The sequence below is a fragment of the Nostoc sp. C057 genome (genome assembly GCF_013393925.1).
Lineage (GTDB): Bacteria > Cyanobacteriota > Cyanobacteriia > Cyanobacteriales > Nostocaceae > Nostoc > Nostoc muscorum_A.
On record NZ_CP040282.1, the window covers coordinates 48,922 to 69,133 of the forward strand.

General features: G+C 42.5%; 33 protein-coding genes. 24 read left to right on the top strand and 9 right to left on the bottom strand.

Annotated features, from left to right (window positions below):
* Window positions 1-86 precede the first annotated feature (86 nt).
* The gene (locus FD724_RS31830) at window positions 87-1,691 is read right to left on the bottom strand and encodes a hypothetical protein (RefSeq protein WP_179075736.1); all 1,605 of its coding nucleotides are present in this window, start codon (window positions 1,689-1,691) and stop codon (window positions 87-89) included.
* Between the two features lie 175 nt (window positions 1,692-1,866).
* Entirely contained in the window at window positions 1,867-2,193 is a 327-nt protein-coding gene (locus FD724_RS31835) for a helix-turn-helix transcriptional regulator (protein ID WP_256874640.1), read from the bottom strand.
* Between the two features lie 333 nt (window positions 2,194-2,526).
* On the opposite strand from FD724_RS31835, the gene FD724_RS31840 reads away from it, so the two are divergent.
* From FD724_RS31840 to FD724_RS31880, 9 genes are all read left to right on the top strand, one after another.
* Window positions 2,527-2,694: a hypothetical protein gene (locus tag FD724_RS31840; protein WP_179075737.1), complete on the top strand. Its 168-nt coding sequence runs from the start codon at window positions 2,527-2,529 to the stop codon at window positions 2,692-2,694.
* A gap of 305 nt (window positions 2,695-2,999) precedes the next feature.
* Window positions 3,000-4,292, top strand: coding sequence for an RNA-guided endonuclease IscB (gene iscB / locus FD724_RS31845; RefSeq protein ID WP_179075738.1), 1,293 nt, complete (start codon window positions 3,000-3,002; stop codon window positions 4,290-4,292).
* Window positions 4,293-4,373: 81 nt separating this feature from the next.
* Window positions 4,374-4,940, top strand: a complete 567-nt coding sequence (locus FD724_RS31850) for a hypothetical protein (RefSeq protein ID WP_179075739.1) — start codon at window positions 4,374-4,376, stop codon at window positions 4,938-4,940.
* 281 nt (window positions 4,941-5,221) lie between these two features.
* Window positions 5,222-5,593 (top strand): hypothetical protein, encoded by a 372-nt coding sequence (locus FD724_RS31855; protein ID WP_179075693.1) that lies wholly within the window; start codon window positions 5,222-5,224, stop codon window positions 5,591-5,593.
* A 7-nt stretch (window positions 5,594-5,600) separates the two neighbouring features.
* Window positions 5,601-5,828: a hypothetical protein gene (locus FD724_RS31860; protein ID WP_256874641.1), complete on the top strand. Its 228-nt coding sequence runs from the start codon at window positions 5,601-5,603 to the stop codon at window positions 5,826-5,828.
* A gap of 140 nt (window positions 5,829-5,968) precedes the next feature.
* Window positions 5,969-6,172 carry a hypothetical protein gene (locus FD724_RS31865; RefSeq protein ID WP_256874642.1) on the top strand — a complete coding sequence of 68 codons (204 nt, stop codon included), beginning with the start codon at window positions 5,969-5,971 and terminating at the stop codon, window positions 6,170-6,172.
* A 155-nt stretch (window positions 6,173-6,327) separates the two neighbouring features.
* Window positions 6,328-7,086, top strand: coding sequence for a hypothetical protein (locus tag FD724_RS31870; RefSeq protein WP_179075741.1), 759 nt, complete (start codon window positions 6,328-6,330; stop codon window positions 7,084-7,086).
* Between the two features lie 66 nt (window positions 7,087-7,152).
* Window positions 7,153-7,422: a hypothetical protein gene (locus FD724_RS31875; RefSeq protein WP_179075742.1), complete on the top strand. Its 270-nt coding sequence runs from the start codon at window positions 7,153-7,155 to the stop codon at window positions 7,420-7,422.
* An 11-nt stretch (window positions 7,423-7,433) separates the two neighbouring features.
* Window positions 7,434-7,790 carry a hypothetical protein gene (locus FD724_RS31880; protein WP_179075743.1) on the top strand — a complete coding sequence of 119 codons (357 nt, stop codon included), beginning with the start codon at window positions 7,434-7,436 and terminating at the stop codon, window positions 7,788-7,790.
* An 84-nt stretch (window positions 7,791-7,874) separates the two neighbouring features.
* Here FD724_RS31880 and FD724_RS31885 read toward each other — a convergent pair whose 3' ends face one another.
* On the bottom strand, window positions 7,875-8,624 hold the full coding sequence (locus FD724_RS31885) for an Rpn family recombination-promoting nuclease/putative transposase (RefSeq protein WP_179075744.1): 750 nt from the start codon (window positions 8,622-8,624) through the stop codon (window positions 7,875-7,877).
* Between the two features lie 345 nt (window positions 8,625-8,969).
* Here FD724_RS31885 and FD724_RS31890 point away from each other — a divergent pair, with 345 nt between their 5' ends.
* Window positions 8,970-9,314 (top strand): hypothetical protein, encoded by a 345-nt coding sequence (locus FD724_RS31890; RefSeq protein WP_179075745.1) that lies wholly within the window; start codon window positions 8,970-8,972, stop codon window positions 9,312-9,314.
* Window positions 9,315-9,502: 188 nt separating this feature from the next.
* Entirely contained in the window at window positions 9,503-9,895 is a 393-nt protein-coding gene (locus FD724_RS31895; RefSeq protein ID WP_179075746.1) for a hypothetical protein, read from the top strand.
* Here FD724_RS31895 and FD724_RS31900 read toward each other — a convergent pair.
* Window positions 9,892-10,305, bottom strand: a complete 414-nt coding sequence (locus FD724_RS31900; protein ID WP_256874643.1) for a hypothetical protein — start codon at window positions 10,303-10,305, stop codon at window positions 9,892-9,894. The two genes, FD724_RS31895 and FD724_RS31900, sit on opposite strands and share 4 nt — an antisense overlap.
* Window positions 10,306-10,343: 38 nt before the next feature.
* Here FD724_RS31900 and FD724_RS31905 point away from each other — a divergent pair, with 38 nt between their 5' ends.
* Both FD724_RS31905 and FD724_RS31910 read left to right on the top strand, forming a co-directional pair.
* Window positions 10,344-10,556, top strand: coding sequence for a hypothetical protein (locus FD724_RS31905; protein ID WP_179075747.1), 213 nt, complete (start codon window positions 10,344-10,346; stop codon window positions 10,554-10,556).
* A 13-nt stretch (window positions 10,557-10,569) separates the two neighbouring features.
* Complete coding sequence (locus FD724_RS31910; RefSeq protein ID WP_179075748.1) at window positions 10,570-10,890, top strand: hypothetical protein; 321 nt, start codon at window positions 10,570-10,572, stop codon at window positions 10,888-10,890.
* 263 nt (window positions 10,891-11,153) lie between these two features.
* Here the strand turns inward: FD724_RS31910 and FD724_RS31915 are convergent, their stop codons facing one another.
* Window positions 11,154-11,903: an SDR family oxidoreductase gene (locus FD724_RS31915; RefSeq protein ID WP_179075749.1), complete on the bottom strand. Its 750-nt coding sequence runs from the start codon at window positions 11,901-11,903 to the stop codon at window positions 11,154-11,156.
* A 383-nt stretch (window positions 11,904-12,286) separates the two neighbouring features.
* On the opposite strand from FD724_RS31915, the gene FD724_RS31920 reads away from it, so the two are divergent.
* Window positions 12,287-12,511: a hypothetical protein gene (locus tag FD724_RS31920; protein WP_179075750.1), complete on the top strand. Its 225-nt coding sequence runs from the start codon at window positions 12,287-12,289 to the stop codon at window positions 12,509-12,511.
* A gap of 529 nt (window positions 12,512-13,040) precedes the next feature.
* On the opposite strand, the gene FD724_RS31925 is transcribed toward FD724_RS31920, so the two are convergent.
* Together FD724_RS31925 and FD724_RS31930 are read right to left on the bottom strand one after the other, a co-directional pair.
* Window positions 13,041-13,499 (bottom strand): DNA-binding protein, encoded by a 459-nt coding sequence (locus tag FD724_RS31925; RefSeq protein ID WP_114080764.1) that lies wholly within the window; start codon window positions 13,497-13,499, stop codon window positions 13,041-13,043.
* 221 nt (window positions 13,500-13,720) lie between these two features.
* A complete protein-coding gene (locus tag FD724_RS31930) occupies window positions 13,721-13,951 on the bottom strand; it encodes a hypothetical protein (protein WP_256874644.1) in 231 nt (76 codons plus the stop codon).
* Window positions 13,952-14,100: 149 nt separating this feature from the next.
* Between FD724_RS31930 and FD724_RS31935 the strand changes: the two genes are divergently transcribed.
* The 6 genes from FD724_RS31935 to FD724_RS31960 all read left to right on the top strand — a co-directional run bounded on the left by FD724_RS31935 (window position 14,101) and on the right by FD724_RS31960 (window position 17,459).
* Entirely contained in the window at window positions 14,101-14,610 is a 510-nt protein-coding gene (locus FD724_RS31935) for a hypothetical protein (protein WP_179075752.1), read from the top strand.
* Window positions 14,611-14,675: 65 nt separating this feature from the next.
* Entirely contained in the window at window positions 14,676-14,996 is a 321-nt protein-coding gene (locus tag FD724_RS31940) for a hypothetical protein (protein WP_179075753.1), read from the top strand.
* Window positions 14,986-15,426: a hypothetical protein gene (locus FD724_RS31945; RefSeq protein WP_179075754.1), complete on the top strand. Its 441-nt coding sequence runs from the start codon at window positions 14,986-14,988 to the stop codon at window positions 15,424-15,426. The genes FD724_RS31940 and FD724_RS31945 overlap by 11 nt, the downstream gene beginning before the upstream one ends.
* An 11-nt stretch (window positions 15,427-15,437) precedes the next feature.
* Window positions 15,438-15,620 carry a hypothetical protein gene (locus tag FD724_RS31950; protein ID WP_179075755.1) on the top strand — a complete coding sequence of 61 codons (183 nt, stop codon included), beginning with the start codon at window positions 15,438-15,440 and terminating at the stop codon, window positions 15,618-15,620.
* A gap of 5 nt (window positions 15,621-15,625) precedes the next feature.
* Complete coding sequence (locus FD724_RS31955; RefSeq protein ID WP_179075756.1) at window positions 15,626-15,913, top strand: hypothetical protein; 288 nt, start codon at window positions 15,626-15,628, stop codon at window positions 15,911-15,913.
* Between the two features lie 4 nt (window positions 15,914-15,917).
* Window positions 15,918-17,459 (top strand): hypothetical protein, encoded by a 1,542-nt coding sequence (locus FD724_RS31960; protein WP_179075757.1) that lies wholly within the window; start codon window positions 15,918-15,920, stop codon window positions 17,457-17,459.
* On the opposite strand, the gene FD724_RS31965 is transcribed toward FD724_RS31960, so the two are convergent.
* Window positions 17,456-17,653: a hypothetical protein gene (locus FD724_RS31965; protein WP_218651549.1), complete on the bottom strand. Its 198-nt coding sequence runs from the start codon at window positions 17,651-17,653 to the stop codon at window positions 17,456-17,458. The two genes, FD724_RS31960 and FD724_RS31965, sit on opposite strands and share 4 nt — an antisense overlap.
* A 116-nt stretch (window positions 17,654-17,769) precedes the next feature.
* Here FD724_RS31965 and FD724_RS31970 point away from each other — a divergent pair, with 116 nt between their 5' ends.
* The 4 genes from FD724_RS31970 (at window position 17,770) to FD724_RS31985 (ending at window position 20,010) form a co-directional block, all read left to right on the top strand.
* Window positions 17,770-18,069: a hypothetical protein gene (locus tag FD724_RS31970; protein ID WP_179075759.1), complete on the top strand. Its 300-nt coding sequence runs from the start codon at window positions 17,770-17,772 to the stop codon at window positions 18,067-18,069.
* 1 nt (window position 18,070) lies between these two features.
* Entirely contained in the window at window positions 18,071-18,376 is a 306-nt protein-coding gene (locus FD724_RS31975; RefSeq protein WP_179075760.1) for a hypothetical protein, read from the top strand.
* Window positions 18,377-18,571: 195 nt separating this feature from the next.
* Entirely contained in the window at window positions 18,572-19,081 is a 510-nt protein-coding gene (locus FD724_RS31980) for a hypothetical protein (protein ID WP_179075761.1), read from the top strand.
* Between the two features lie 68 nt (window positions 19,082-19,149).
* Complete coding sequence (locus FD724_RS31985) at window positions 19,150-20,010, top strand: alpha/beta fold hydrolase (RefSeq protein WP_179075762.1); 861 nt, start codon at window positions 19,150-19,152, stop codon at window positions 20,008-20,010.
* 1 nt (window position 20,011) lies between these two features.
* Here the strand turns inward: FD724_RS31985 and FD724_RS31990 are convergent, their stop codons facing one another.
* Window positions 20,012-20,149, bottom strand: coding sequence for a hypothetical protein (locus FD724_RS31990; RefSeq protein WP_179075763.1), 138 nt, complete (start codon window positions 20,147-20,149; stop codon window positions 20,012-20,014).
* Window positions 20,150-20,212 lie beyond the last annotated feature (63 nt).

Below are 20,212 nucleotides of genomic sequence, written 5' to 3' on the forward strand. Positions count from 1 at the left end.
GTTGTCTACCGTTTGCGGCGGAGACACTTTTCATAGGGTGATTGCACAGTTTTTAACTAAGCAATCGCTCTAATCAACAACTTCACCTACTCTTTTTCCGGTTGCCAGAATCGCAATTCGTCTCGGAAATACCTATCAGTCTTTTTCGATTGTTCCTTCCAGTGATCCCAGGCAACCACCATCTCTTCGCCTAAATCCTCTACTACTTCACCCCTCTCGACATACAAAGTACGGTAGGGGTCGGTGTGGGCAACTATAGAACCAACTTGAATGGTGTCCGGTTGAGAGGATGCGTTCTGGAGTGCGGTAATTAAATTTGTTTCTTCACTGGTCAATTCCGCCCAATAGTCTTGTTTAATAACCTCATACTCTTGGGCAACATTCAAAAACTCCTGCCAAGTACACCCAGGTTTTGCAAGCACCCCCCGAATATCACTAACAGCCTGGGGTAGCATTTCCAATTGTTCGGCTCGGTAAGCGATCGCTGATGGTGTAGGTTCACTCCCCAGAATGATTGCCGCAGCTTCGAGTGCCTGAGTATTGTTCATGGCACTGGCTAAGTTTTTCAAAGCCATACCCATGAGCCGCAGACATTCTTGGGCGTTTTCTTTCGGCGGTTCCTGGGCCAGCGATCGCAAATCAATGGTTTTCTCTAACGCCTGTTTCACCTGCTTGTTCAAAACTTTGGTCGCTTGCTGGGTCATGGTATTTTCCCACTGCTGTTGAGGACGCTCTTGTACAGCATTTTCCAAATCCTGAATACGCTGCCTAAGCTGTTGGTTCTCAGTCTCCAGCTTTCTCAACCCTTCCATTTCTGAAAGCCGTTGCTGCAACTGGATATTTTCTTCTTTCTGTTGCTTGAATAGTTGTTGCAGAGATTGGATTTGCTCTTGCACTTGTTCTTCTGCTCTGGCTGTAGCCTCTGTTTGCAAACCAATCCTCATTTCTTGGGAAAGTCGCTCTAACTCCTGTTTATGGCGTTCTTCAATAGCAGCGATCGCTTCCGTATATTCTGGTGGATAGTCTCGCCCTCTGGAAAATGGGACACTAGCGGCATCCAAATCAGCATTGTTGATCAACAACCTCTCGCCATCAGCAAAGGTAACAATCTGTTGCCAACGATTCGGTGCGTCTGCCTCTATCACTCCTGATTCTCCATATCTTGGGTGTGACTGTTGTGAAACTGTGACTTTGGCGGATTTAGGAACTACTGGTTCTTCAATTTTGGGAACCATTGGTTCCTGAACAATATGTTTTTTGCGTGGAAGTTGAGGAACCACTTTTTGGGCAGCAGCCGCAAAGTCTGATTCACCAGGGGATGGGTTATCTTTCAGAGCGATCGTTACAGCTTGTTTTAGTTTCTCTGGTTCCTTGACTAGCCGCAGCAGTGGACGAGCTTGGCGCTCATTTTTGATGTGTCCGCCCAACTCCCCAACTGCGTCTATGACCTTTTTGGCTCCTAGCAGTTGGTTGATTCGTCGGTATCCACCCCAGGCGTATAACTCACGCTGGCAGTATTCTGAAAAGTTTTTATAGCCAGCTTGCAGGTAAAGCTGTTGTTCCCTCATCTGGAGAATTTCATCTACCGCTTGCCACTCGAATCGGTCGATGGCGGTAAAGGTTTCTTGGATGCTGGTGTTGATAACACTGTAATCGAGTGCTGTTGTTTGTTCTTTTTCTAGTGTCAGCATTTTTCTTGCCCACTATGGTAAATGCTTGAAAATTGGGGTGTTGCAATTTAACCAAAGTGAACCCAGCAGCTGATTTGAAAAGTTTTTCCAAAAATATGTCAGCATTATAATTAGCTCACTTTGTGATCAACGGATTGAGCAGGCGATCGCATAGCTTTGACCGGCAGCGATCGCTTTATGCTGCTATATCCTGTGGTTGGGAATTATCAGCTTTAGATTTTAGATATTCCCTTACAGGGATTGGCTTAACCTTTTGTTCTTCTTCTCCTGTGGTATCTGTGTGGTCATCTGGGATAAAAACAATTAAATCTCCAGGTTGGCATTCAAGGGCAATGCAGAGTCCATTAAGTCTTTCCCCAGTTAATCGAGGCATTTCATCTGTTCTTCTCAATCGATGAACAGAGTTTTCGTCAATCCCTAAAGCTGCTGCTAGGTCTTTATTCCTAATACGCTTTTTTGCCATTATTTCATTTAACCTCCAAGCAATCATTCGCTTGTCCATGTGACACCTCCATTAGTTTAATCCCCGTCTTGCTTTGATAAATCGACTCTTGGAATACTCATTATTATACATGGTCACAAATCAATAAAACTACGCTTAAAAATAAAAATACTACGTTAAATGTAGAAAAAACCATTTTAAACGCTTGACTTTCCCCTACGTCTCGCGTAGTATTATAAATATAAAGTAGGAAACAAGCGCTAGCCTCCTAGTAAACAAAGAAGTGCTTACTCCCGGATTTAAACTCATTCAATTAACCACAAAACCAAGTGCCACCGGGACTAGCAGCCGGAAGCCAAACTTGTAATGCTCAAGCCAGCGAAGATGATCTCGATGACCTACCAAGTCTTAAAAAACTGGTTGTTTAGTGCCATTCGTCTAGAAATCAAAGATTTTACAGCAAAGCTGAATTTAGTAGAGTGTCCTCTTGCGAACACAGCACTTCCTTACACGTCCCCCGATGCTGCCGTCTACTGTCTTGAGAATGCTCTTAGCAACTAGCTTTGATGGCTACGCCAAATCTTTTTGAGAGCGTTGTGCTAAACCACAACGTTCTTTGCACACATAACAAAGGCTATTCACCAAACAGTGGACAAGAACCAGACAACTAGTACTGCTACTGGACAGATAGCCAGCCATAGTGAAAACTACGTTTTGAGAATCATGACACCTCCGGGTGCTTTCCAGCTTGTAGCTCTGTCGTCAACCATCAAACACCTGTATTTGGTTAAGGGAGCGTGGTTGACTTAACAAGTTCTCAAAACATTGGCGAGGAAAACTTTACCTGAGTTAAATCAGAGGACAAAATGTCTAATTTTGTATTTCTAATTGATGCCAACAAGCAACCACTTGACCCTATTCCACCAGGACAAGCAAGACGATTATTGAACCAAGGACATGCTGCTGTTTATCGACGTTATCCGTTTATGCTCATTCTAAAAAAGATAATTTATGATCCTAAAGTAAAGCCACATCAATTGAAAATTGACCCAGGTTCCAAAGTGAGTGGCTTGGCAATTTTGCAAGAAGATAAGGTTATTTGGGGTGCTGAATTAACTCATAGGGGTCAGCAGATAAAAAATGACTTAGAATCTCGCAGAGCCATTCGCTGCAACCGTCGGAATCGCAAAACTAGGTACAGGCAGCCGCGCTTTCTTAACCGCACTAGGCAGAAGGGATGGCTACCTCCAAGCCTAGAGTCTAGAATCAAAAACACTTTGACTTGGGTAAACAGAATAATCCGATATGTACCAATCACTGGTATATCTCAAGAATTAGTAAAATTCGATCTTCAAGCAACAGAGAACCCTGAAATATCAGGTAAAGAATATCAACAAGGAACCCTTGCCGGATATGAAACAAGGGAGTATTTGCTCGAAAAGTGGAATAGGAAGTGTGCTTATTGCGGTGTCGAAAACGTCCCCTTTGAGATTGAACACATTCACCCAAAATCGAAAGGTGGAACTGATAGAGTTTCCAATCTAACTCTTGCTTGTCATGAATGTAATCAAGCCAAAGGAAACCTAGATATTAAAGAGTTCTTAGCCAAAAAGCCTGCCATCCTTTCTCGGATTTTAAGTCAAGCAAAGCAACCATTAAAAGATGCTGCTGCTGTTAATTCAACTCGTTGGGCACTGTTTGACAGACTAAAAAAGACGGAACTGCCAATAGAAATTGGGACGGGAGGCAGGACTAAATATAATCGAGTTCGCCTTGGACTTCCAAAAAAGCATTGGATAGATGCCGCAGCAGTAGGCATGGTAGAAAGCTTGCAACTTCTTGCCTCTCAACCCTTGCTAATTACCGCTAAGGGGTGGGGTAGCCGCCAGATGTGTACACCAAATAAATATGGTTTTCCCATGAGACATAAAACGCGATGTAAGACTTTTTTTGGCTTTCAGACTGGCGACATGGTGCGAGCAATCCTTCCCTCTGGCAAGTTTGCAGGTACTCATATTGGCAGGTTAACTGTTAGGAAAAGCGGAGTTTTTGAGATGAGAACGCCAAAAGAGAAGGTTAGCCCAGTCCGCTACAAGTATTGCAAGTCGGTGCATCGCAATGACGGATATATGTATTTTTTTTCCACTAATGTCCAGTAAATTGCCAATTAGACAAGTAGCGATCGCTCGGTCTGGACAACTTCTGCGATCGCCTTTTCCCCTATCACGGAGATCAATATTATGACTTACGAAACACTAACACAGCAAGCAATTCCTACTTCTTCTCGTGACGAGCAAGCCCTAGCCCAAGCAGAACTGTACAGCCACCTGGAAACCCAAGCCGAAGCTGTAGCCCCAACCCAAGACCCCCTGACTGCTCGTGATCGTCGGATTATTGGTGAGATTATCGAAGTGGAACCCGAATCCGTCCGTACCATCTGGATAGAAGGCGGAATCACAGTATGGGTGCAGTTAGTCGCTGGCGGACGGCTCCCCTTTGATCGCAACTGGTTCGCTACAAGAGTGGCAGAAGTCAAAGCGACTCTACCAGAGACACCCCTGGAACGGAACGAACGATTAAGCGATGAACTGGAAGAAGCCTGCACTGCTTTCGGTCTATATCATGGTGAGATAGATTGGCTCTCGTTCAGCACCAAACTCTACCAAGACGGGCATCTTGTTGGCTTCGTCGGGTGCAATCACCAGGGTTGGTACGCAAGACCGAGACAGTACGGGGTGAATCGTGTGGCTCCGAGTGCAGAACAAGTTATTGCGTCGTTAGGAGTTCGAGTGGCAGTAGCGGCATAAGTTGCTGAAGTGAGAAAGGCGATTGCACACCAAGACAACTGCAATCGCCACCTATATGCAATTACAAATAATCATTGCACATAATACAGCAAGTAACATTACACTTTCAGATCCGGGTTTCTATGACTCCTAAGAGAATTCTCCTACCTGCTACAGATGCGAATGCAGAGGTGTAATAAATCCCTGGTACAGAAAGTGAGAAAGGCGGTTGCAGTCCAAGAGAAAAGCAATCGCCTCCACAACGAAATTTAGACAATCGAAATCATCATGGCATATCAAATATGATTAGCCCATTTTCTCTTCAACAACCCGATTGGGATGAATCCCCAGAGAAAATTCTCCTACCTCCAACCGACCCCAACGCAGAGGTGCAAGAGATTTCTGGCTACAAGCTGGTTTTCGTTGACGGAGCCTGCCCCAGAAACTATCGAGTGTACAAAGGCGATTGCATGATTGGGGTGATATTTCAGTACATTACGCACTGGTCAAACGGAGTTGATTCTCTTCGATACGCCGAGCCGGTTGATGCAGCAGTTGGGTTGGACGAATTTATGAACGTGGCAGTGCAAGAAACGGGTGGGCAGGATAGACCCACCTGTGTGGCAAGGAGCAAACCTAAATTTTATCCAAATAGAACACCACAATTCATCTGATAAATCAATGGAACCGATAGAAATACTACAAGGATTCAACTCCTGTTACCAGAAAATTCAAGCGATCGCTCAAGATGAAAATTGGCTCTTGTTGATTGCTGATAAAAGGATTGATCCAGAAGCAGCAACTCACTTGGGAGATGTTCTGCATTTCTTGGGTGAGGCAATGGGTTGTGTAGAAGAAATCATTGAAATCAAATTTAATCAAGAGGCAGAAGTATGCAACCAACAATAACAATTCCACACGGTTGGAAATACCCCCAGGGCAAACGCATCTAAAGTATAAGAATCCTTTAATAGCAAGGGTTTTGGCGTTTTTTAATTTAGCCTATTTTTTCATCAAGATCCTTGCCCAGCAAGGGTTTCAGAAATCCCGTGCGTTCGCCCTGGAAATACCCCCGCTTCACCTTGAGACAGCGTGCAGAACAAGGACTGATTATCAGCATCAAGTATTACCCAAGCGACAGTCTTTTGGCACATGAATATGGTGAAGGCTGGCGGTACATCGTCATGCCTGATATCAATTCTATTGAAGAAGGGAATCGCTTAGAGAACGAAATAGAACTACTGACACCATAGGAATTGAGAGCAGAGATTCAGGCTGAAATAGAAAAATGTCTACGCCAACTTGAACTGCTGAAATATGAGTTAAAAACAATTCCTGGCATTTTCATAAATAGCTAAGTCGAACACTATCCAGTATCAACGCAATTTTTAGCAACAACAACGCAATTATGGAAACCATCAAAATCAACAACAGCGTCTTTCTCATTCCACCCAGCCAACCAAAATTACAAGCGAATTGCGCTAAAGAATACGGGCAATTCCTTCTCGATTGTCCTCCAAAACTGACGATTTTAGAAGCACAAGCAGGAGGATATCTCAAAGGTAACAAGGCTGACTTTGCGATCGCTATTTCTCGCCCTGACCGTGCCTTGACTATCAACGAGAATTTCACCAACGAGCCATTTACCGAACTATGGGTGATTCCGGTAGCAGGCGGACTCAAAGACCAGTTTAAAGGGCCAGCTTCGATGTTGCTTAGTTTCTTAATCCATCGCCGCAGTAAAGACAATTTTGCTGGACTCTACAACCACTTCGCCCATCGCGCATTTCAGCAGTGGTGCGAAGAGGGGATGCCCGGAGATCCCAAAGAGTTCTGCTTCGGTGCGATCGCTAGCGTACTCAAAAACTACATTTTCTGTGCGGAGTTCCAAAAGGTAGAAGGAGCGCTGGGAACGTACTGGTTCATCCAATGGTCGTACCGTAACCCACAGTCTGACTTTGAAAAAGACGCGCTCGTTGCAGCCGAAATGATTCGTAGTGGTGCGGAATCTGGGGCAACAGTTCATTGGGTTACAAACGAAACTTACGAGCGATGGGCTAGTAATGCTGTCACTGCACCAGCATTACCCCCAGTTTCGGAAACTGAGGCGAGGGCATCTCTGCAAGGACAGAATCAGACAGCAATGCCGCAAGTTAACAAGCGGTAATTAGACACGAGAAAGGCGATTCACCTTGGAGTCGCCACTACATAAATTAGCAGCAAAAACGAGTCAATGAAAATCGGTACTGTCTCAATTAGTTATTCAAGAAAATTCAACTTGGGCAACTACGAATCAATCGAATTAGGTTGTTCTTTATGGGCGCAAGTCGAAGAAGAGGAAGACGCAGACGGGGTAGTTCAGTTCCTTTATCATCAAGCAAAAGCAGCAGTCAAAGAGGCTGCAATGCCCGTGATTAAAGCGAACGAATTCCAAATTACCAAAGCTAAATCTCAACGGAAAGTGGTAACTGATGAAGGTGTTGCAGAAATAGATAATTTTTGAGCCAATCAGACATGAAACAATTGACAGGTTTTATTCCCATTGCAGCATTACCTGAATCTACTGCGGCATCTGCTAAACAACAGTTAATCGAAGCAATTGAATGGCTCCACAAAGAAGGTGCTGCTAGTGAAACCAACCTCAAACTTTTGACTGCAATTGTCGAATCGATTCTTTGCTCGGAAGAATCATACAGCAGATTTTTAAAGTGTGGTTTTGATGCAGCGGTTGAGTTTTTCGACACCAATTCTCAGAACTGGGACTTTGAAGAATCAATGTCATCACCTTATAATCCCAGGAATTGGGATGAGTACAAGCAGCTACGACAAACACGGGCATTGTTGTCAACAACCCGCACCGTCACTGAGTAAGGTAAAAAATGGGGAATTAAAATGCAGCCCTTGGTGAGCCGATTCAGTATAGGAATAGTCGCAAAATTACTCTTGGTTCTCGGATTATTCCTGCTGTAATTGTTGCACTACTTCTACTGATAAACCAGTAACCCGAGCTATCACATCGACGCTAATTCCCTCAGTTAATAAGTTAATAGCAATTTTACGGGCTTTTTCATCGCTACCTTCGGTCTTGATTGATTGATAAACCACTGATTCTTGCATAACATCCTTCCTGAATAAACGCCCAATCACTTCTTGCTCTAATACTAACCCAGCCAGAATTGCACAGGCGGCAGCAATATTACTTTGAGTTCGCCTTTCAGGGATTTTATCAATAGTCTCAGCAGCTTGTTGCAGTGTAGCAACCTTGTTGTTAGTCGCACTTAATACAGCAAATGGTAATAACCCTGGGGTTCTCAAAAATATCTCTGAAGGCTGCTCCCACAAACGAATCACTGAAAATTCATGTCGTAAACTTTCAGTAGTAAAAGTAGTTTGATACACCTTCTCTGATTCAGTTTTGGCTAAGTAAATTACCACTTGGTGCATTCGTTTATTGGGAAAACGGCGATACACTCTCAAGCGGTAATCAGCCATCCGAAACGGCATATCGTCATCGGGTTTGGTCTGAAATTCAATGTGGAGAACAACTTCATCTGATTGCAGCAATATTAAGGCATCAGCACGAATCGGTTCTAAAGACAATTCTGTAGGACTTAATTTGGTTAAAGTAATCGGTTCTCCTAATAGCCAAGTAGCAAAATCAGGAGAATACATCTCAGCGATAAATTTGCAGGTGTTATCAAACATGAACGAATTTTATCAGATTATCAGCTAGTTCCATAAATTCAGGTCTGTAGGTTCAGTATAAGGAAAGTTCATTTTCCAGATATGCCGCCAGTTCAAGGATTTTTTTCAATTCACATCATCTACAAATCATAGAGTCATAGTCAAGATTATGCCGAGAAAATCCACTCATCCCACCTCTGCTGACCATTCCTCACTATGCCTACAGTATCTCCGTCGTTGTGGGGGTAGCGCTCGATTATGCACCATCAATTTTAGTCTTAGTGTGATTCAAACCTTGGTCAATCAAAGAAAGGTAAAGATTACGAATACAGGTGCAGGTTTCTATGTTCAATTGGAGGATATAAAATGACTAATCACAAACAAGCTGTTTACCAATCTCAATTAGATCACAAGAGTAAATTGGTTCTTCGCCGCCGAACTAGGAGAAGATTTAACCCCAGAATTCTTCTCGACCGCACCATAGAAACAACTGCAATTGTCTCTCTGCTCTTAACTGAATTCTCTGGAGTAGGGGCAATGGGGTGCTGGGGGCTAGAAGTAATCGAGTCCAATGCTAACCGCAACATAATCATCTCTGGTTGGGAGCAGCAGAAAAATATCTGCCTGGGTGCAATGTTGGTCAGTTTTTCCGCTTTCTTGGGCAGTTCTCTAATCGGAGCAAGTTTCAGTATTAAACGGGATAAATTTTAGGGAAAGAAACAGCAATGGAAATTCAATTAACCAAATCAGAACTCAAGTCAGCAGTAACGATTTACAACTTTGGGGCTTTGTTACGAAGTATGAACCACCGAAATGCCGATGATTTTCATATAAATAAGCAAGTCAAATCGATCAGTTGTACAGAATTTTATTTTGTTCGACAATAGAGAGAAAAACCAATGTCAAAGCTTAAATATTTGAATGTTTTTGTTGCAGCATCAGGAGCAACGGCAATGGCGATCGGTATCATTATCGGTGTTAAAGGAGCAATTGCGGGAGAGGGTGCAAAAAGTTGGATTTCTGGCTTGTCTCTGATGCTAGGGGGAGTTGGATTGCAAACAATAGCTCTAGATCGTCTGTTGAAAACTCAAATTGAAGAACAAATCGACAGAACTTTAGAGGAAAGACTCAAAGCGAAACCAAAGGCTTGCAAAGGATGCCGAAATTTTCATGGTATTGAATATGGGAAAGTAAAGCTGGTTTGTGCGATTCATCCACATGGGATAGAAGGTGATACCTGCTCAGATCACGAGAAGTTCCCCAGCACCAAGAAACTAACTGAGTCAAATTAAGCACTCATTGATTCCGGTTCAGTACGTGATATTTCCAAAACCCGACGTAACCAATATGAAGTTTCAAGAGATGCAGATTGCTTTTGTTCGGCATCAGTCCAAATATTGTCCCAATGGAATAGCCAACGAGTCAGAAGACGAACTAAATCAACTAATTCACAGGCTCGGTCAATATCATCTGCCTTTACCATATCTGGTACAGTCCACTCAATAAAGTATCTGCTTTCATTAACCAAGGCCAGTATTAAATCCTCTGATGAGCCTTGAGTCCACAAAGATTGAATCTGTGACAAGTGTGTAGCTAGATGATGCAAACGGGTAGGCACATCATCTAGCATAAAAATTTGTTGCTTTGGTGTCAATTCGATCATAAATTGCCCAGTAGCGCGATTACCTAATAGCAAAATCATACAACTTCAAACCTCTATCAGGGAAAGGCATTCTAATTATGGAACGGAATCAAGCACAAGTAATTGCTGTAAGTCTCACGGGCACATTAGCGGCCATATCTATCGGATATTTAGGAGTGCAATTTTTTGGCAAAAATGCAATGTACATGATTGCTACAGGAATGTTTGGGCTGGGTACTGGGGGATCTATTGGTCAGGTTTTGGTAGAGAAAAGGCAGCAGCGAGTAGTACAAACACAGTTAAAACAATAATAATTGAAATCGTATGGAAACTTCAAAAGTTGTCACTATTCCTAACCATTGGACATCACCAAAATACTCGTTAGGGCAAAGAACTAAGCAGGGAGTGATTGTTGGGATTCAGTATTATCCACCCAATAATCTACTGACTGGCTTATGTAACGAATCTTGGCGTTATGCTGTCCTAGATAAAAACGATTTTTCCGAAGTGTTACATCTTGAAGAGCAGAAGATTCAGCCACTTACACCACTGGAATTACGTGTCGAACTTCAAACTGAAATTGAAGCGTATCAAATCGAAATTGTAATTCTCAAGCAACAGTTGGAGACAATATCCAATGCTTAAGTCGATGCCCACATACTGAGAAGTGCCTCTAATAATAGATGACTTGAGCAGTGTAGAGCCAACTTTTCACCAGAAATGGAAAAGTCCGAGTTAGAAGAATAATGCTCAACTTTTTACAAAAGACGGCGATTTATCCCATTCCTTCAATGTATGGGATAAATCGCCATTTACCGTCTTGGTCAATAGTATCGAGTGTATGAAAATCGTGAGAACTTTGCGTAATGACTAATAACTTATGCCACTGCTTCAAATCGTGGTATAGGCTACCAAGCTACTGGTTCACCAAGATGGAAAAACCCACCACTGGGGCCATCATTGGGCAATATCGCTAATTCAACACCAGTTTTCGCACCTGATGCGATGTCCATCATTGCACCTTCACCACCTAATTCCGTTTTTACCCAACCCGGATGAGCGCTATTAATTTTCACCGGAGTATTGCGTAACTCATGAGCTAAATGAATGGTAAATGAGTTCACTGCTGCCTTAGAAGCATTGTAAGCAAATGGTTTGGAATCATAGATAAATGAATTGGGGTCAGCATGAAGTGCTAACGAGGCTTCAATACTCGACATATTTACAATTCGACCACTAGGGCTATTCAATATTAACGGCAATGCTCGTTGAGTTAATTCCACTAAGCCAAAAAAATTGGTGCTAAATGTCTGTCGAATAATGTCTACAGAAATAGAACTAGCATTACTGGTTAACCAATCACCATCTAAAAACACACCCGCGTTATTGATCAAGACATCAAGTTGACCAAAAGAGTTACTAATTTGTTGAACAGCAGATTCAATTTGAGTACTATCAGTGACATCCAGGGCAATTGGGTGAGCTATTATTCCTTCGTTCTCCAAGTTACTCACTGCTGTTTTAGCTGCATCTAGGTTTCGGGCCGCTATCAGAATTGTCAATCCATGTTGTCCGAGTTGGCGACTCATTTCCAGCCCCAGACCTTTATTTGCACCAGTAATCAAAGCTACTTTGTTCTTTAGTTCGTCCTGCGCCATGATTAAGCACTCCCGTGTAGTGATGAATTTAGATCACATTTCAGAACAAGATGTTTAAGCTGAGTTTAAATACTGGGTTAATCGTCCCACAAAGTTTAAATATTGGAAACCTAGAAGAAAGGCTAGGTAAAACAGCACACACTTGTTGGCAAAACAAAAAAGTAATTCAAATAGGATTATTGCGATGAGCTTGACTATACGGAAATTTTCTCACTAGCCGCTTAATGTATAATTTCTTTCCTTAACGAATCTGCGGTTCACAGATTAACCATGCCACCGGCTTTCCTCTGTTTCAATAACTTATACAAAAGATTACACTTTTTCATCTGGGCAATGGGATTATGAAAAAAAATGCCAAGGAAATATAATTTTTCGATTAGTTTATGCCCAAAGAAACATTCCCTTCATCATTTGAGTGTGATTGTGGCTATCAACTTCATTTTTTCGAGAACACAATTAAGGAAATAAAGTTGATGAGTAAACAGAAAAAAACTCTCCTTACTGATGGAGCAACTCCAGAACACACTATCGTATTTGAGCATGGGTTGATGGTCGATATCCAGTGCCCTAAACAAAAGAAGAAGAAAAACTTGCAAAATAAAAAATAGAAAGCTTGGGAAATAAAATCCAGCATCAGTCATGAAAAGCTTGTAAGGGATAGAGTATAGCGAATCCCACACTTAAAAAGCAGGCGTTCCGTGAGCGTCAGGGGCTGTCGATCCCACTTCATAAAAAGCCATAAAAACGGGGCTTTTTTCATCCCTATTTTTTTCGTCAAGTGGGCGCTTTTCGCGTGACACCCATTCTGTATGGCTTTGAGTACTGTCCCTGCACGCTTATGTCACAGTTCAACTGTGCCGCTTTTTGTGACATTAACGGAAACACAAGGGTTCTGGGCGTTGTTGACATCATGCCGCTTTTTGTGACATCTATACACAGCAGGGGTTTTGGATGTCACGGCACACCTGCCGGAATTCTGTACCGCTTTGCGACAGAGCAGTGCAAAAAAAAAGAGCGGCTAGAAATTAGAATTTAGGAGTCAGAAATCAGGAAACAAGAACCGGTATTCTGTCCAAAAAAGTCGTGCTTTCTAGAGTTTAGTAGAGAGCGTCCTAATTCTTGGTTCTGAATTCATCTTTAAGAAGCGGCATTTCCTAATTCCAGCCATCTAATTAGTTCTTGTGGGGGAATAATTCTCGATACAGAGAAGGGAATACTGTGTTTTTCAGCCCAACGATACACAGTTCGCAAGCTGATTTTACGCTTTGTTCTGTCGTAGATAAAATTCGGAAGTTCTCGCCCAGATAACGGAAAATCTGGTTCTTCTAAGTCGATACCAAATTGGGCAAAACGCTCTTGATCTTTTTTGAGTAACAATGAAACGTCTGACAAAGAATACCTTTTGAACAGATTTTGACTTTTGAGATATGCAAGCCCTAACAAATAGCAGCATTCTTTCAATCTCACCTGTCGGGCATACTGCTGTACACCACATATCCTTAACCATTTTCGCCAAGCTCTAATACTAATGCTTTTACCTAAGACGTGTTCACAAGCTGTTTTTACCCAAGCAAGATTATACATATCTTGATACATATTGCCTCCATTGAAGAAGAAGTCAGAAGTCAGAAGTCAGTAATCTTGACGTTGCGCTATCCGCCAGCGATGCACTGAGTTTCGGCTACGTGATAATCGAGCAAAGTCGAGATTCAACTACCGCTATTCGTTGTGTCGCACAAAATACCCTACTGAATTCTGGCTCCTGACTCCTGTTTTGATAATGTAATGCCCAGGTTTCCCTGGGCGCTCCGTCTTTGTTAGTCTTCTACAGCCTCAGCGTCGTTCACCGCCTTAGAACGAAGGCGTTTGTTAATCATTCTCTTGTTACTGCGCTCGACATAAATGCCAAAACCGTTTTCCCAAAATACACGATGTAGTTCTGATAATTTCCACCCCTCAAACTCGGCCAGTTCTTCTGCTTCTTCAAAGAGTGCTGTTGGCACGTAAAGTTCAATCCTGGTCATTCCCTGTGCTTTTGTTCTAGGCATTGTTGCATCCATATTTAATCACCCAGATTATCGAATGAGATTGGTTATGGGACAAGAACCCTACAAATAAATATCTTTAGGTTCTTATGTGATATGTAGCCAATATAGACTATATTAGTGGTGTAGTACCATATAAGAAACACAATAATATGAAAAAAATCAAACAAATACTTACTTTGCAAGGGATTGAGTTCGATGAGGGCGATATTTTGTCCGCCGCATCAGCTATTGGCATGGATGTTGATAATTTGAATGATGCCGAAGCCCAAGAAGTGGCAATTCAAGTTGCACAAGCCAAGAAATCAACTGCTCTGACCACTGCTAATGGCAAGTCCAAAAATGGCAACGGTAAGTTAGGTAAAAACTCACCTCGCCGTAAATCCACTCCTCCATTGCAAGGAGCGATCGCTCACGCATCTCAGGTTTCTAACCAAGAAATTCAATCCTTGGAGGATGTTCTCAACGTCGGGATTGATGCTTACACAACTGACAAAGCCGACCAGTTGTTATCAACGATCCGCAATGCCCCCAAGGACGTGGTGAGTAAGTTTGTCTCTAAAGCGATGGAGGAGGAAGCTGACGTAGATTCCTTTCGTGCAATCGGTGACGAACTCGTTGCGGGTATTTTCGGCATTAGCCCAACAAATGCGACCGAATAAATTGATTGGATTAGCAGCAGTACTCAATCTGCTGCTATTAACCCTCGTTTTGGGCGTGGCAATATATGGAGCAACAAGACCAAACCCATCGCAAAGCATTCAATATTCACCTGAAGAAGGACGGCGAGTTGAGTCTGTCCGGCTTAACACTAGAAAATCTGACAACAGAAGAATTCCTAGTCGTCCAGCAACTTATTGATGAGTCAAAGGCGCGATCGCATTCCAATAGACAGATTGAGGAATTGATGCAACGGGGAATGATGGCTCAAACTGCGATCGCAGCAATGACCGTTTTGATGTTTTCATTCATGGGGATATATGGCATAACCCGGTACATCGGCTCACAAGTTCAACAAGTTCAGGAGAGTTATAGCAATGTTAGGTAAATGGCTTCCTGGTTTATTCGGCGGTAAAGGTGATGGAGTGGTATCAACGGATTTAAGGGTGGGTGATGCAACACAAATTGAGGGTAATTTACCTTCATCAATCCGCGATCGCTACACATTGCCAGCTTACACTACAGCAAAGCAGGTTCTTGATGAAGCAGAAGTGGCTGGCACGTTAAAAGCACAGAAGTGGCTACATACAAAGTTCTCCCGGCACAAGCTCAAACAGTTGCAATCCTTGGCAGAGATGTATAAAAACCAATTGGCATATTCGAGTGAAGCTATGAAGGTTGAGGAGGATTTGCAGCGAACCAGGGCGTTACAAGGGGAGGCAGTGATCCGTCATGCCTTTGGTTCACAGGAGCAGCAGCGTCAGCTTGGGGGGTATGAAAAGGCGTTCGATGAGGTGGGAGACAGCTTTAGGTTCTGAAGGAGAAGAATATGAAAAATCAACAAGAACAAAATATCAAAGACCTCAAACCAGAAGAATCCGTCACTTTAGAGGAAATGCCAAAGAATATTAGGGAAATCCAGGAGCAGATGAACACAGAAGGAAAAACTCTAAACTGGACAACCTCATTTGATGGTGACGAACCTAAATCAGTTACGTTTTTCCTTTATTAATGATTATGCAGTTGAAACTATCTTTCGTTGGATATGCCGTCTCTGGAGTAGGCTTATCAATGTTAATGGGGTTTCTTTCGGTTGCTAGCCCAGTCAGTCAATTCTTGGTGTGGATCATTGGCATGATTTGCATTTGCGGTTTGGCAGTTGGTTTCTTTAACTTTGCTGGCTTAGTCGTTAAAGGATTCGGTTTCAACCGCAAGACTTTCACCATTGGGTTAATGCCTGGAGTGATATTCCTGTTTGTCTTCTTGACATTAGTTGCAGCTGGTGTTGCGTTGGGGGTGAGATAAATTTATGCCATTTGAATTACAACGTCTAACTGCCAGTGGAGTGATTCATGCAGAACGGACTATCTTATGTTCTTTAGGAGCGAGTGCTGTATTATGCCTGTCTGCTCCTTTTTTCTTAAACACTGACCGAATAACAACCGGGATGCTGCTTGGTGCGGGAACTGTGAGTGCTGGCTTATTTGGGGTATCCGCCCAAATCAGCGAAAGTAAGGAAAAAGTTTACCAGTCTTTGCTAGAAGCTGACTTGAAATCACTTAAGCAGCATTTACAAGGTGAAGCTGTTTATGATTATGTCACCACTGCAATCGCAGCTAAACGCCGAGTTGCTGATTATGTGAATCGGCTACCAATGCAAGAGCGCCCCCGGTGGATAGCTGAATATCAGTTGCAAGGGTTGGTTACACTCCCAGAACCACCAGCACAACAACAACCTTCACCGACTGGTATTCCCAATCCCGATATTGCTGACATCGATGAAGAGTCGGTGCAGTCGGTGATTAATCCGGGTGCAATGAAAATTCTGCAAGCGATCGCAACTAATTATCCTGAGTACATCAGAATTGATGGTGCTTGGATTGATGAACTGTGTAATGCTGCATCTAATCAAAATATGACTCTTCGCAGTAATCACCATTTTTACCTTTCTGGTGGCACACAATCTGGGAAGTCCACGCTGGCAGGCGTGATTATCAACAAAATCGCTGCAAAATCTCAAACGCCAGCAATTGTCATCGGCAGCGATCCAAAGGATGATGTCACCAGATGGCTGTGCAAGTTTAGCCGTAAGTTTGACGGCATGAAAGAATTAAAAAATTGGATCACCTTTGCCACAGACCAAATTGATAAGCAAAAAGCTAGAGTATCAATTGTTGGTGGTGAATGTCAGGGTGTTCCTGAATTATTTCTTGCTCAAGATGAGGTGGACTCTGTATTTGGTGGGGGCAAGGGACTTCCGGGAATGGTTGATGCTGATACTGCCAAAGACTTGCAAGGTTTTTGGAACTATATCATCAAATTCACCGCCGGACTTAAAGGACATGGGGTGTTTATGGGCCAGTCCCCGCTCTCTGGAGAAACCGGATTTAGTCGCCCATCCTTAAAGAATGTCTGTTTTATTGCCACAGGGCAAACATCCTCTTATATTCTTGACCATCCCCAAGACTTTGTAAATGTCAAAAAAGAGATTTTGGAGATGTTACGCCAAGCTTGCGAACTACTAGATAAAGCTGGTGTACGTTATGCCCTGGTGATTCCCACTCGGTCTAATCCCTTTGTAGCTTTGATTCCTGAATTTGATATCAAAGGTCTGGAACAAAAACAAGATTCCAAACCGAAGGCTGACACTGTTAATAGTTCTAAAAATAATCAGCAATCCTCACAGCAGCAGGTTGACTGGTACGAAGACATTAGAAAATGGGCAGCAGAATTAGGGAGAAGACCACATTTTCAGGAAATCAAACAGAAGTGGCACGAATTAACAGGGCAAGAGTTAAACGAAAAGGGAGTAACTCTATTACTAGAAAATCTCGGATACCCAGAGAATTAAACTGGAATGCTCGATATGGTAATCCCAAACAGTACAAGAAACAAGTAGCGATCGCTCACCGAAAAACTCACAATTATTGTGTCGTTTGCCTGACTAAGAGAAGTGAAGAAATCCATCACGCTTACTACGGCAACGACATCATTGGTCAATCTACATTTCCTACGTGCTACCGTTGTCATAATGAGATTTGTCATAGTCCAATCAACTGGATAAAAAGCCCTAGTAATCCTGTTTGGGGTAATCGCAATACTGACGAATTTATTACGAGATTGAGGCTGGGATATCAGCTACTTTATGGAGGTGTTATTTGGTGATTAAGCTATTAATAAAGTATGCGCCTGACTCCGTTGTGGATGCTGTGAATGATATTTCTTTAGCAGAACTGGACAAGCGAGGTTTAATAGTCTGGACAGACGCACCGCCACTAGAGCCAGAAGATGAAAACTCAGCATTTAATTTAGCTTCTCGTTTTACTGAAGTAACGCCTGATAATATATTAGAAATCTTCAAAACTATTGCTCAAATATACACTAGTTATGGCGACTGTTTAGCTCTCAAATACTTGATGGAACTTTTCGCAGAATACTTTGATTTAATTGGAGTTGAATAAAATGTATAACGAATACGATGATTTGAGTTTTGAAGAACAATTACACCTGACTGAATCCCAAATCATACAACGACACAATCAGCAGATGTTCTTGCGCCGAAATGCCCAACTGTTGCAGCAGGAGTTAGAGCTTGAAGCCGAACTATTAGAAGAAAATCCAGAGTTAGCCCAGGTGATTCATTCTCTTAATATGCAGGAGATTCAGAGTAATCAGCGAGGGCTACAGAATGTTTTAGGCTCAGAAGAATCACCTTCAAAAGAGCAAAGTGTTTGGAGTAAGTTTTTTCCGGGATTGTGTGGGAGATAAATAATTAATGGGCTAAATCTATTTCTTTTGATGTTGCTACATAGCTGTTTTGAGTAATTGGGTAACAATAAAAGAGGATTAAAGTTATGTCAGACTTATCAGAGACAAAGCTCGGACTTATGACAAAATGATTGAACACGTTCGCTGGTTGCCAGATGTCCTTGAGGTGATTGATTTGAGTCTGGAACAGCCCAATTGAAAATATTTGATAGCAACTTGCACCCTTACAAACCGGAATCGAGTTCAAAAACTCCCATTGCTCCCAGGCGAATTGTCAGAAGTTCAACGTCTGTTATGGCTTTGTGCGGCCCCTGGCGAATGTTGCCAGGGGTAAACCAAAATGTTCCCGTAGATGAGGCAATGCAAATGGTTGTTTTACTCACATTGCGCTATTTTCATCAGCATCAAGGACTAATCAAGCTATTCTTCATGCAAGTCGGTTATGGTGACATGAAAGCAACCGAACAACTTCAGTCAGCGCGGCAAAACTATCGCAATATTTTATTGACCATTATTGAGGATGGTATTGCTCAACGGATATTTCTTAATCCACCTGCGCTCAATGTTCAAATTGCTATTAACAGCATTATTGGCACGATTAATTGGACTCTTTACGATCTGCTTGTTGTACAGAACCAAAACCTAGAACCTGAAGTCTTAGCCATACAGATATCCTCGCACTTACTACGAAGCCTGACACGGTAGTTCCCAACATAAGGGTAAAAGTCTGATATATATTTGAAGTCATTTGATTTTATATAATAATCCCAAAAATGCGAGCGAAAATACGAGATACAGAGATTTTCTTTGATGTGGAAGGTTCTGCACTAGTGGTGGATGGCGCGAGCATCTGCTCTAAACCTGTTGCCTTTCTAATTCACGGGGGGCCCGGTGCGGATCATACTTCCTTCAAACCAACTTTCTCGACTTTAAGCCGAAAACTACAACTAGTTTATTTTGACCATCGCGGTCAAGGAAGGTCTGCCCGTGGGTCTAAAGAAACCTATACTTTAGACAATAATGTTGAAGATATGGAAGCATTGCGCCAACACCTTGGTCTTGAGAAAATTGTTGTGATTGGTAGTTCTTACGGTGGTATGGTGGCTCTAACTTATGCAGTTCGCTATCCTCAAAATGTCTCTCATCTGATTGTGATTGCCACGGCAGCCCATAGTGGCTTTTTAGAAAGAGCTAAGGAAATCTTGGCATCAAAAGGAACTGAGGAACAAAAAGCAAGCGTTCAGCGACTTTGGGATGGGAACTTTGAAAATGAGGAACAGCTAAGACAGTATTTTCAAGTGTTGGGACCAATGTATTCGCTAAGATATGATCCCATTAAGTCAGGCATTGCTTGGCAGAGGAATATTCTCTCAATTGATGCGATCAATGTTGCTTTTGGCGGTTTCCTCCGCACCTACAATATTCTTGACCAGTTACATAAAATTACTGCACCCACTCTAGTTATTGCAGGCCGGTATGACTGGATTTGCGCTCCAGAGTTTTCTGAAGAAATTGCTCAGGCAATTCCTAATGCCGATTTGAGAATTTTTGAGAATAGCAGTCATTTGATCCGCGCAGATGAGCCAGAAGCACTTTTAGATGCAATAGCTGGATTTTTGGTTTACAAACGTTAGCTCAATTCGTAATACCATTTACTAGTTTAATTTTAGTTGCCAAGCGATGTCTTCTGGTGCGTCGGCAGTCTTGTACACGCAAAGAGCCATCGCCTGCGGCGATAATAATCTTCGAGACCATCGCTCTGTTTGTCAACATACTCCTCTTCAATAACCAATCCAAGCCTCGTAACCAATTATTAATATATTTGGTGGCGATAAA

Excerpts from the sequence above, each read along its gene's own strand:
- FD724_RS31900 (WP_256874643.1), bottom strand. The coding sequence starts at position 10,305 with ATGATTTTGCTATTAGGTAATCGCGCTACTGGGCAATTTATGATCGAA.
- FD724_RS31860 (WP_256874641.1), top strand. The coding sequence starts at position 5,601 with ATGGAACCGATAGAAATACTACAAGGATTCAACTCCTGTTACCAGAAA.
- FD724_RS31925 (WP_114080764.1), bottom strand. The coding sequence starts at position 13,499 with ATGTATCAAGATATGTATAATCTTGCTTGGGTAAAAACAGCTTGTGAA.
- FD724_RS31890 (WP_179075745.1), top strand. The coding sequence starts at position 8,970 with ATGACTAATCACAAACAAGCTGTTTACCAATCTCAATTAGATCACAAG.
- FD724_RS31960 (WP_179075757.1), top strand. The coding sequence starts at position 15,918 with ATGCCATTTGAATTACAACGTCTAACTGCCAGTGGAGTGATTCATGCA.
- FD724_RS31915 (WP_179075749.1), bottom strand. The coding sequence starts at position 11,903 with ATGGCGCAGGACGAACTAAAGAACAAAGTAGCTTTGATTACTGGTGCA.
- FD724_RS31895 (WP_179075746.1), top strand. The coding sequence starts at position 9,503 with ATGTCAAAGCTTAAATATTTGAATGTTTTTGTTGCAGCATCAGGAGCA.
- FD724_RS31830 (WP_179075736.1), bottom strand. The coding sequence starts at position 1,691 with ATGCTGACACTAGAAAAAGAACAAACAACAGCACTCGATTACAGTGTT.
- FD724_RS31985 (WP_179075762.1), top strand. The coding sequence starts at position 19,150 with ATGCGAGCGAAAATACGAGATACAGAGATTTTCTTTGATGTGGAAGGT.
- FD724_RS31950 (WP_179075755.1), top strand. The coding sequence starts at position 15,438 with ATGAAAAATCAACAAGAACAAAATATCAAAGACCTCAAACCAGAAGAA.
- iscB (WP_179075738.1), top strand. The coding sequence starts at position 3,000 with ATGTCTAATTTTGTATTTCTAATTGATGCCAACAAGCAACCACTTGAC.
- FD724_RS31880 (WP_179075743.1), top strand. The coding sequence starts at position 7,434 with ATGAAACAATTGACAGGTTTTATTCCCATTGCAGCATTACCTGAATCT.
- FD724_RS31990 (WP_179075763.1), bottom strand. The coding sequence starts at position 20,149 with ATGTTGACAAACAGAGCGATGGTCTCGAAGATTATTATCGCCGCAGGC.
- FD724_RS31840 (WP_179075737.1), top strand. The coding sequence starts at position 2,527 with ATGACCTACCAAGTCTTAAAAAACTGGTTGTTTAGTGCCATTCGTCTA.
- FD724_RS31940 (WP_179075753.1), top strand. The coding sequence starts at position 14,676 with ATGGAGCAACAAGACCAAACCCATCGCAAAGCATTCAATATTCACCTG.
- FD724_RS31870 (WP_179075741.1), top strand. The coding sequence starts at position 6,328 with ATGGAAACCATCAAAATCAACAACAGCGTCTTTCTCATTCCACCCAGC.
- FD724_RS31935 (WP_179075752.1), top strand. The coding sequence starts at position 14,101 with ATGAAAAAAATCAAACAAATACTTACTTTGCAAGGGATTGAGTTCGAT.
- FD724_RS31945 (WP_179075754.1), top strand. The coding sequence starts at position 14,986 with ATGTTAGGTAAATGGCTTCCTGGTTTATTCGGCGGTAAAGGTGATGGA.
- FD724_RS31910 (WP_179075748.1), top strand. The coding sequence starts at position 10,570 with ATGGAAACTTCAAAAGTTGTCACTATTCCTAACCATTGGACATCACCA.
- FD724_RS31975 (WP_179075760.1), top strand. The coding sequence starts at position 18,071 with ATGTATAACGAATACGATGATTTGAGTTTTGAAGAACAATTACACCTG.
- FD724_RS31955 (WP_179075756.1), top strand. The coding sequence starts at position 15,626 with ATGCAGTTGAAACTATCTTTCGTTGGATATGCCGTCTCTGGAGTAGGC.
- FD724_RS31855 (WP_179075693.1), top strand. The coding sequence starts at position 5,222 with ATGATTAGCCCATTTTCTCTTCAACAACCCGATTGGGATGAATCCCCA.
- FD724_RS31850 (WP_179075739.1), top strand. The coding sequence starts at position 4,374 with ATGACTTACGAAACACTAACACAGCAAGCAATTCCTACTTCTTCTCGT.
- FD724_RS31885 (WP_179075744.1), bottom strand. The coding sequence starts at position 8,624 with ATGTTTGATAACACCTGCAAATTTATCGCTGAGATGTATTCTCCTGAT.
- FD724_RS31875 (WP_179075742.1), top strand. The coding sequence starts at position 7,153 with ATGAAAATCGGTACTGTCTCAATTAGTTATTCAAGAAAATTCAACTTG.
- FD724_RS31905 (WP_179075747.1), top strand. The coding sequence starts at position 10,344 with ATGGAACGGAATCAAGCACAAGTAATTGCTGTAAGTCTCACGGGCACA.
- FD724_RS31835 (WP_256874640.1), bottom strand. The coding sequence starts at position 2,193 with ATGGACAAGCGAATGATTGCTTGGAGGTTAAATGAAATAATGGCAAAA.
- FD724_RS31965 (WP_218651549.1), bottom strand. The coding sequence starts at position 17,653 with ATGACAAATCTCATTATGACAACGGTAGCACGTAGGAAATGTAGATTG.
- FD724_RS31930 (WP_256874644.1), bottom strand. The coding sequence starts at position 13,951 with ATGCCTAGAACAAAAGCACAGGGAATGACCAGGATTGAACTTTACGTG.
- FD724_RS31920 (WP_179075750.1), top strand. The coding sequence starts at position 12,287 with ATGCCCAAAGAAACATTCCCTTCATCATTTGAGTGTGATTGTGGCTAT.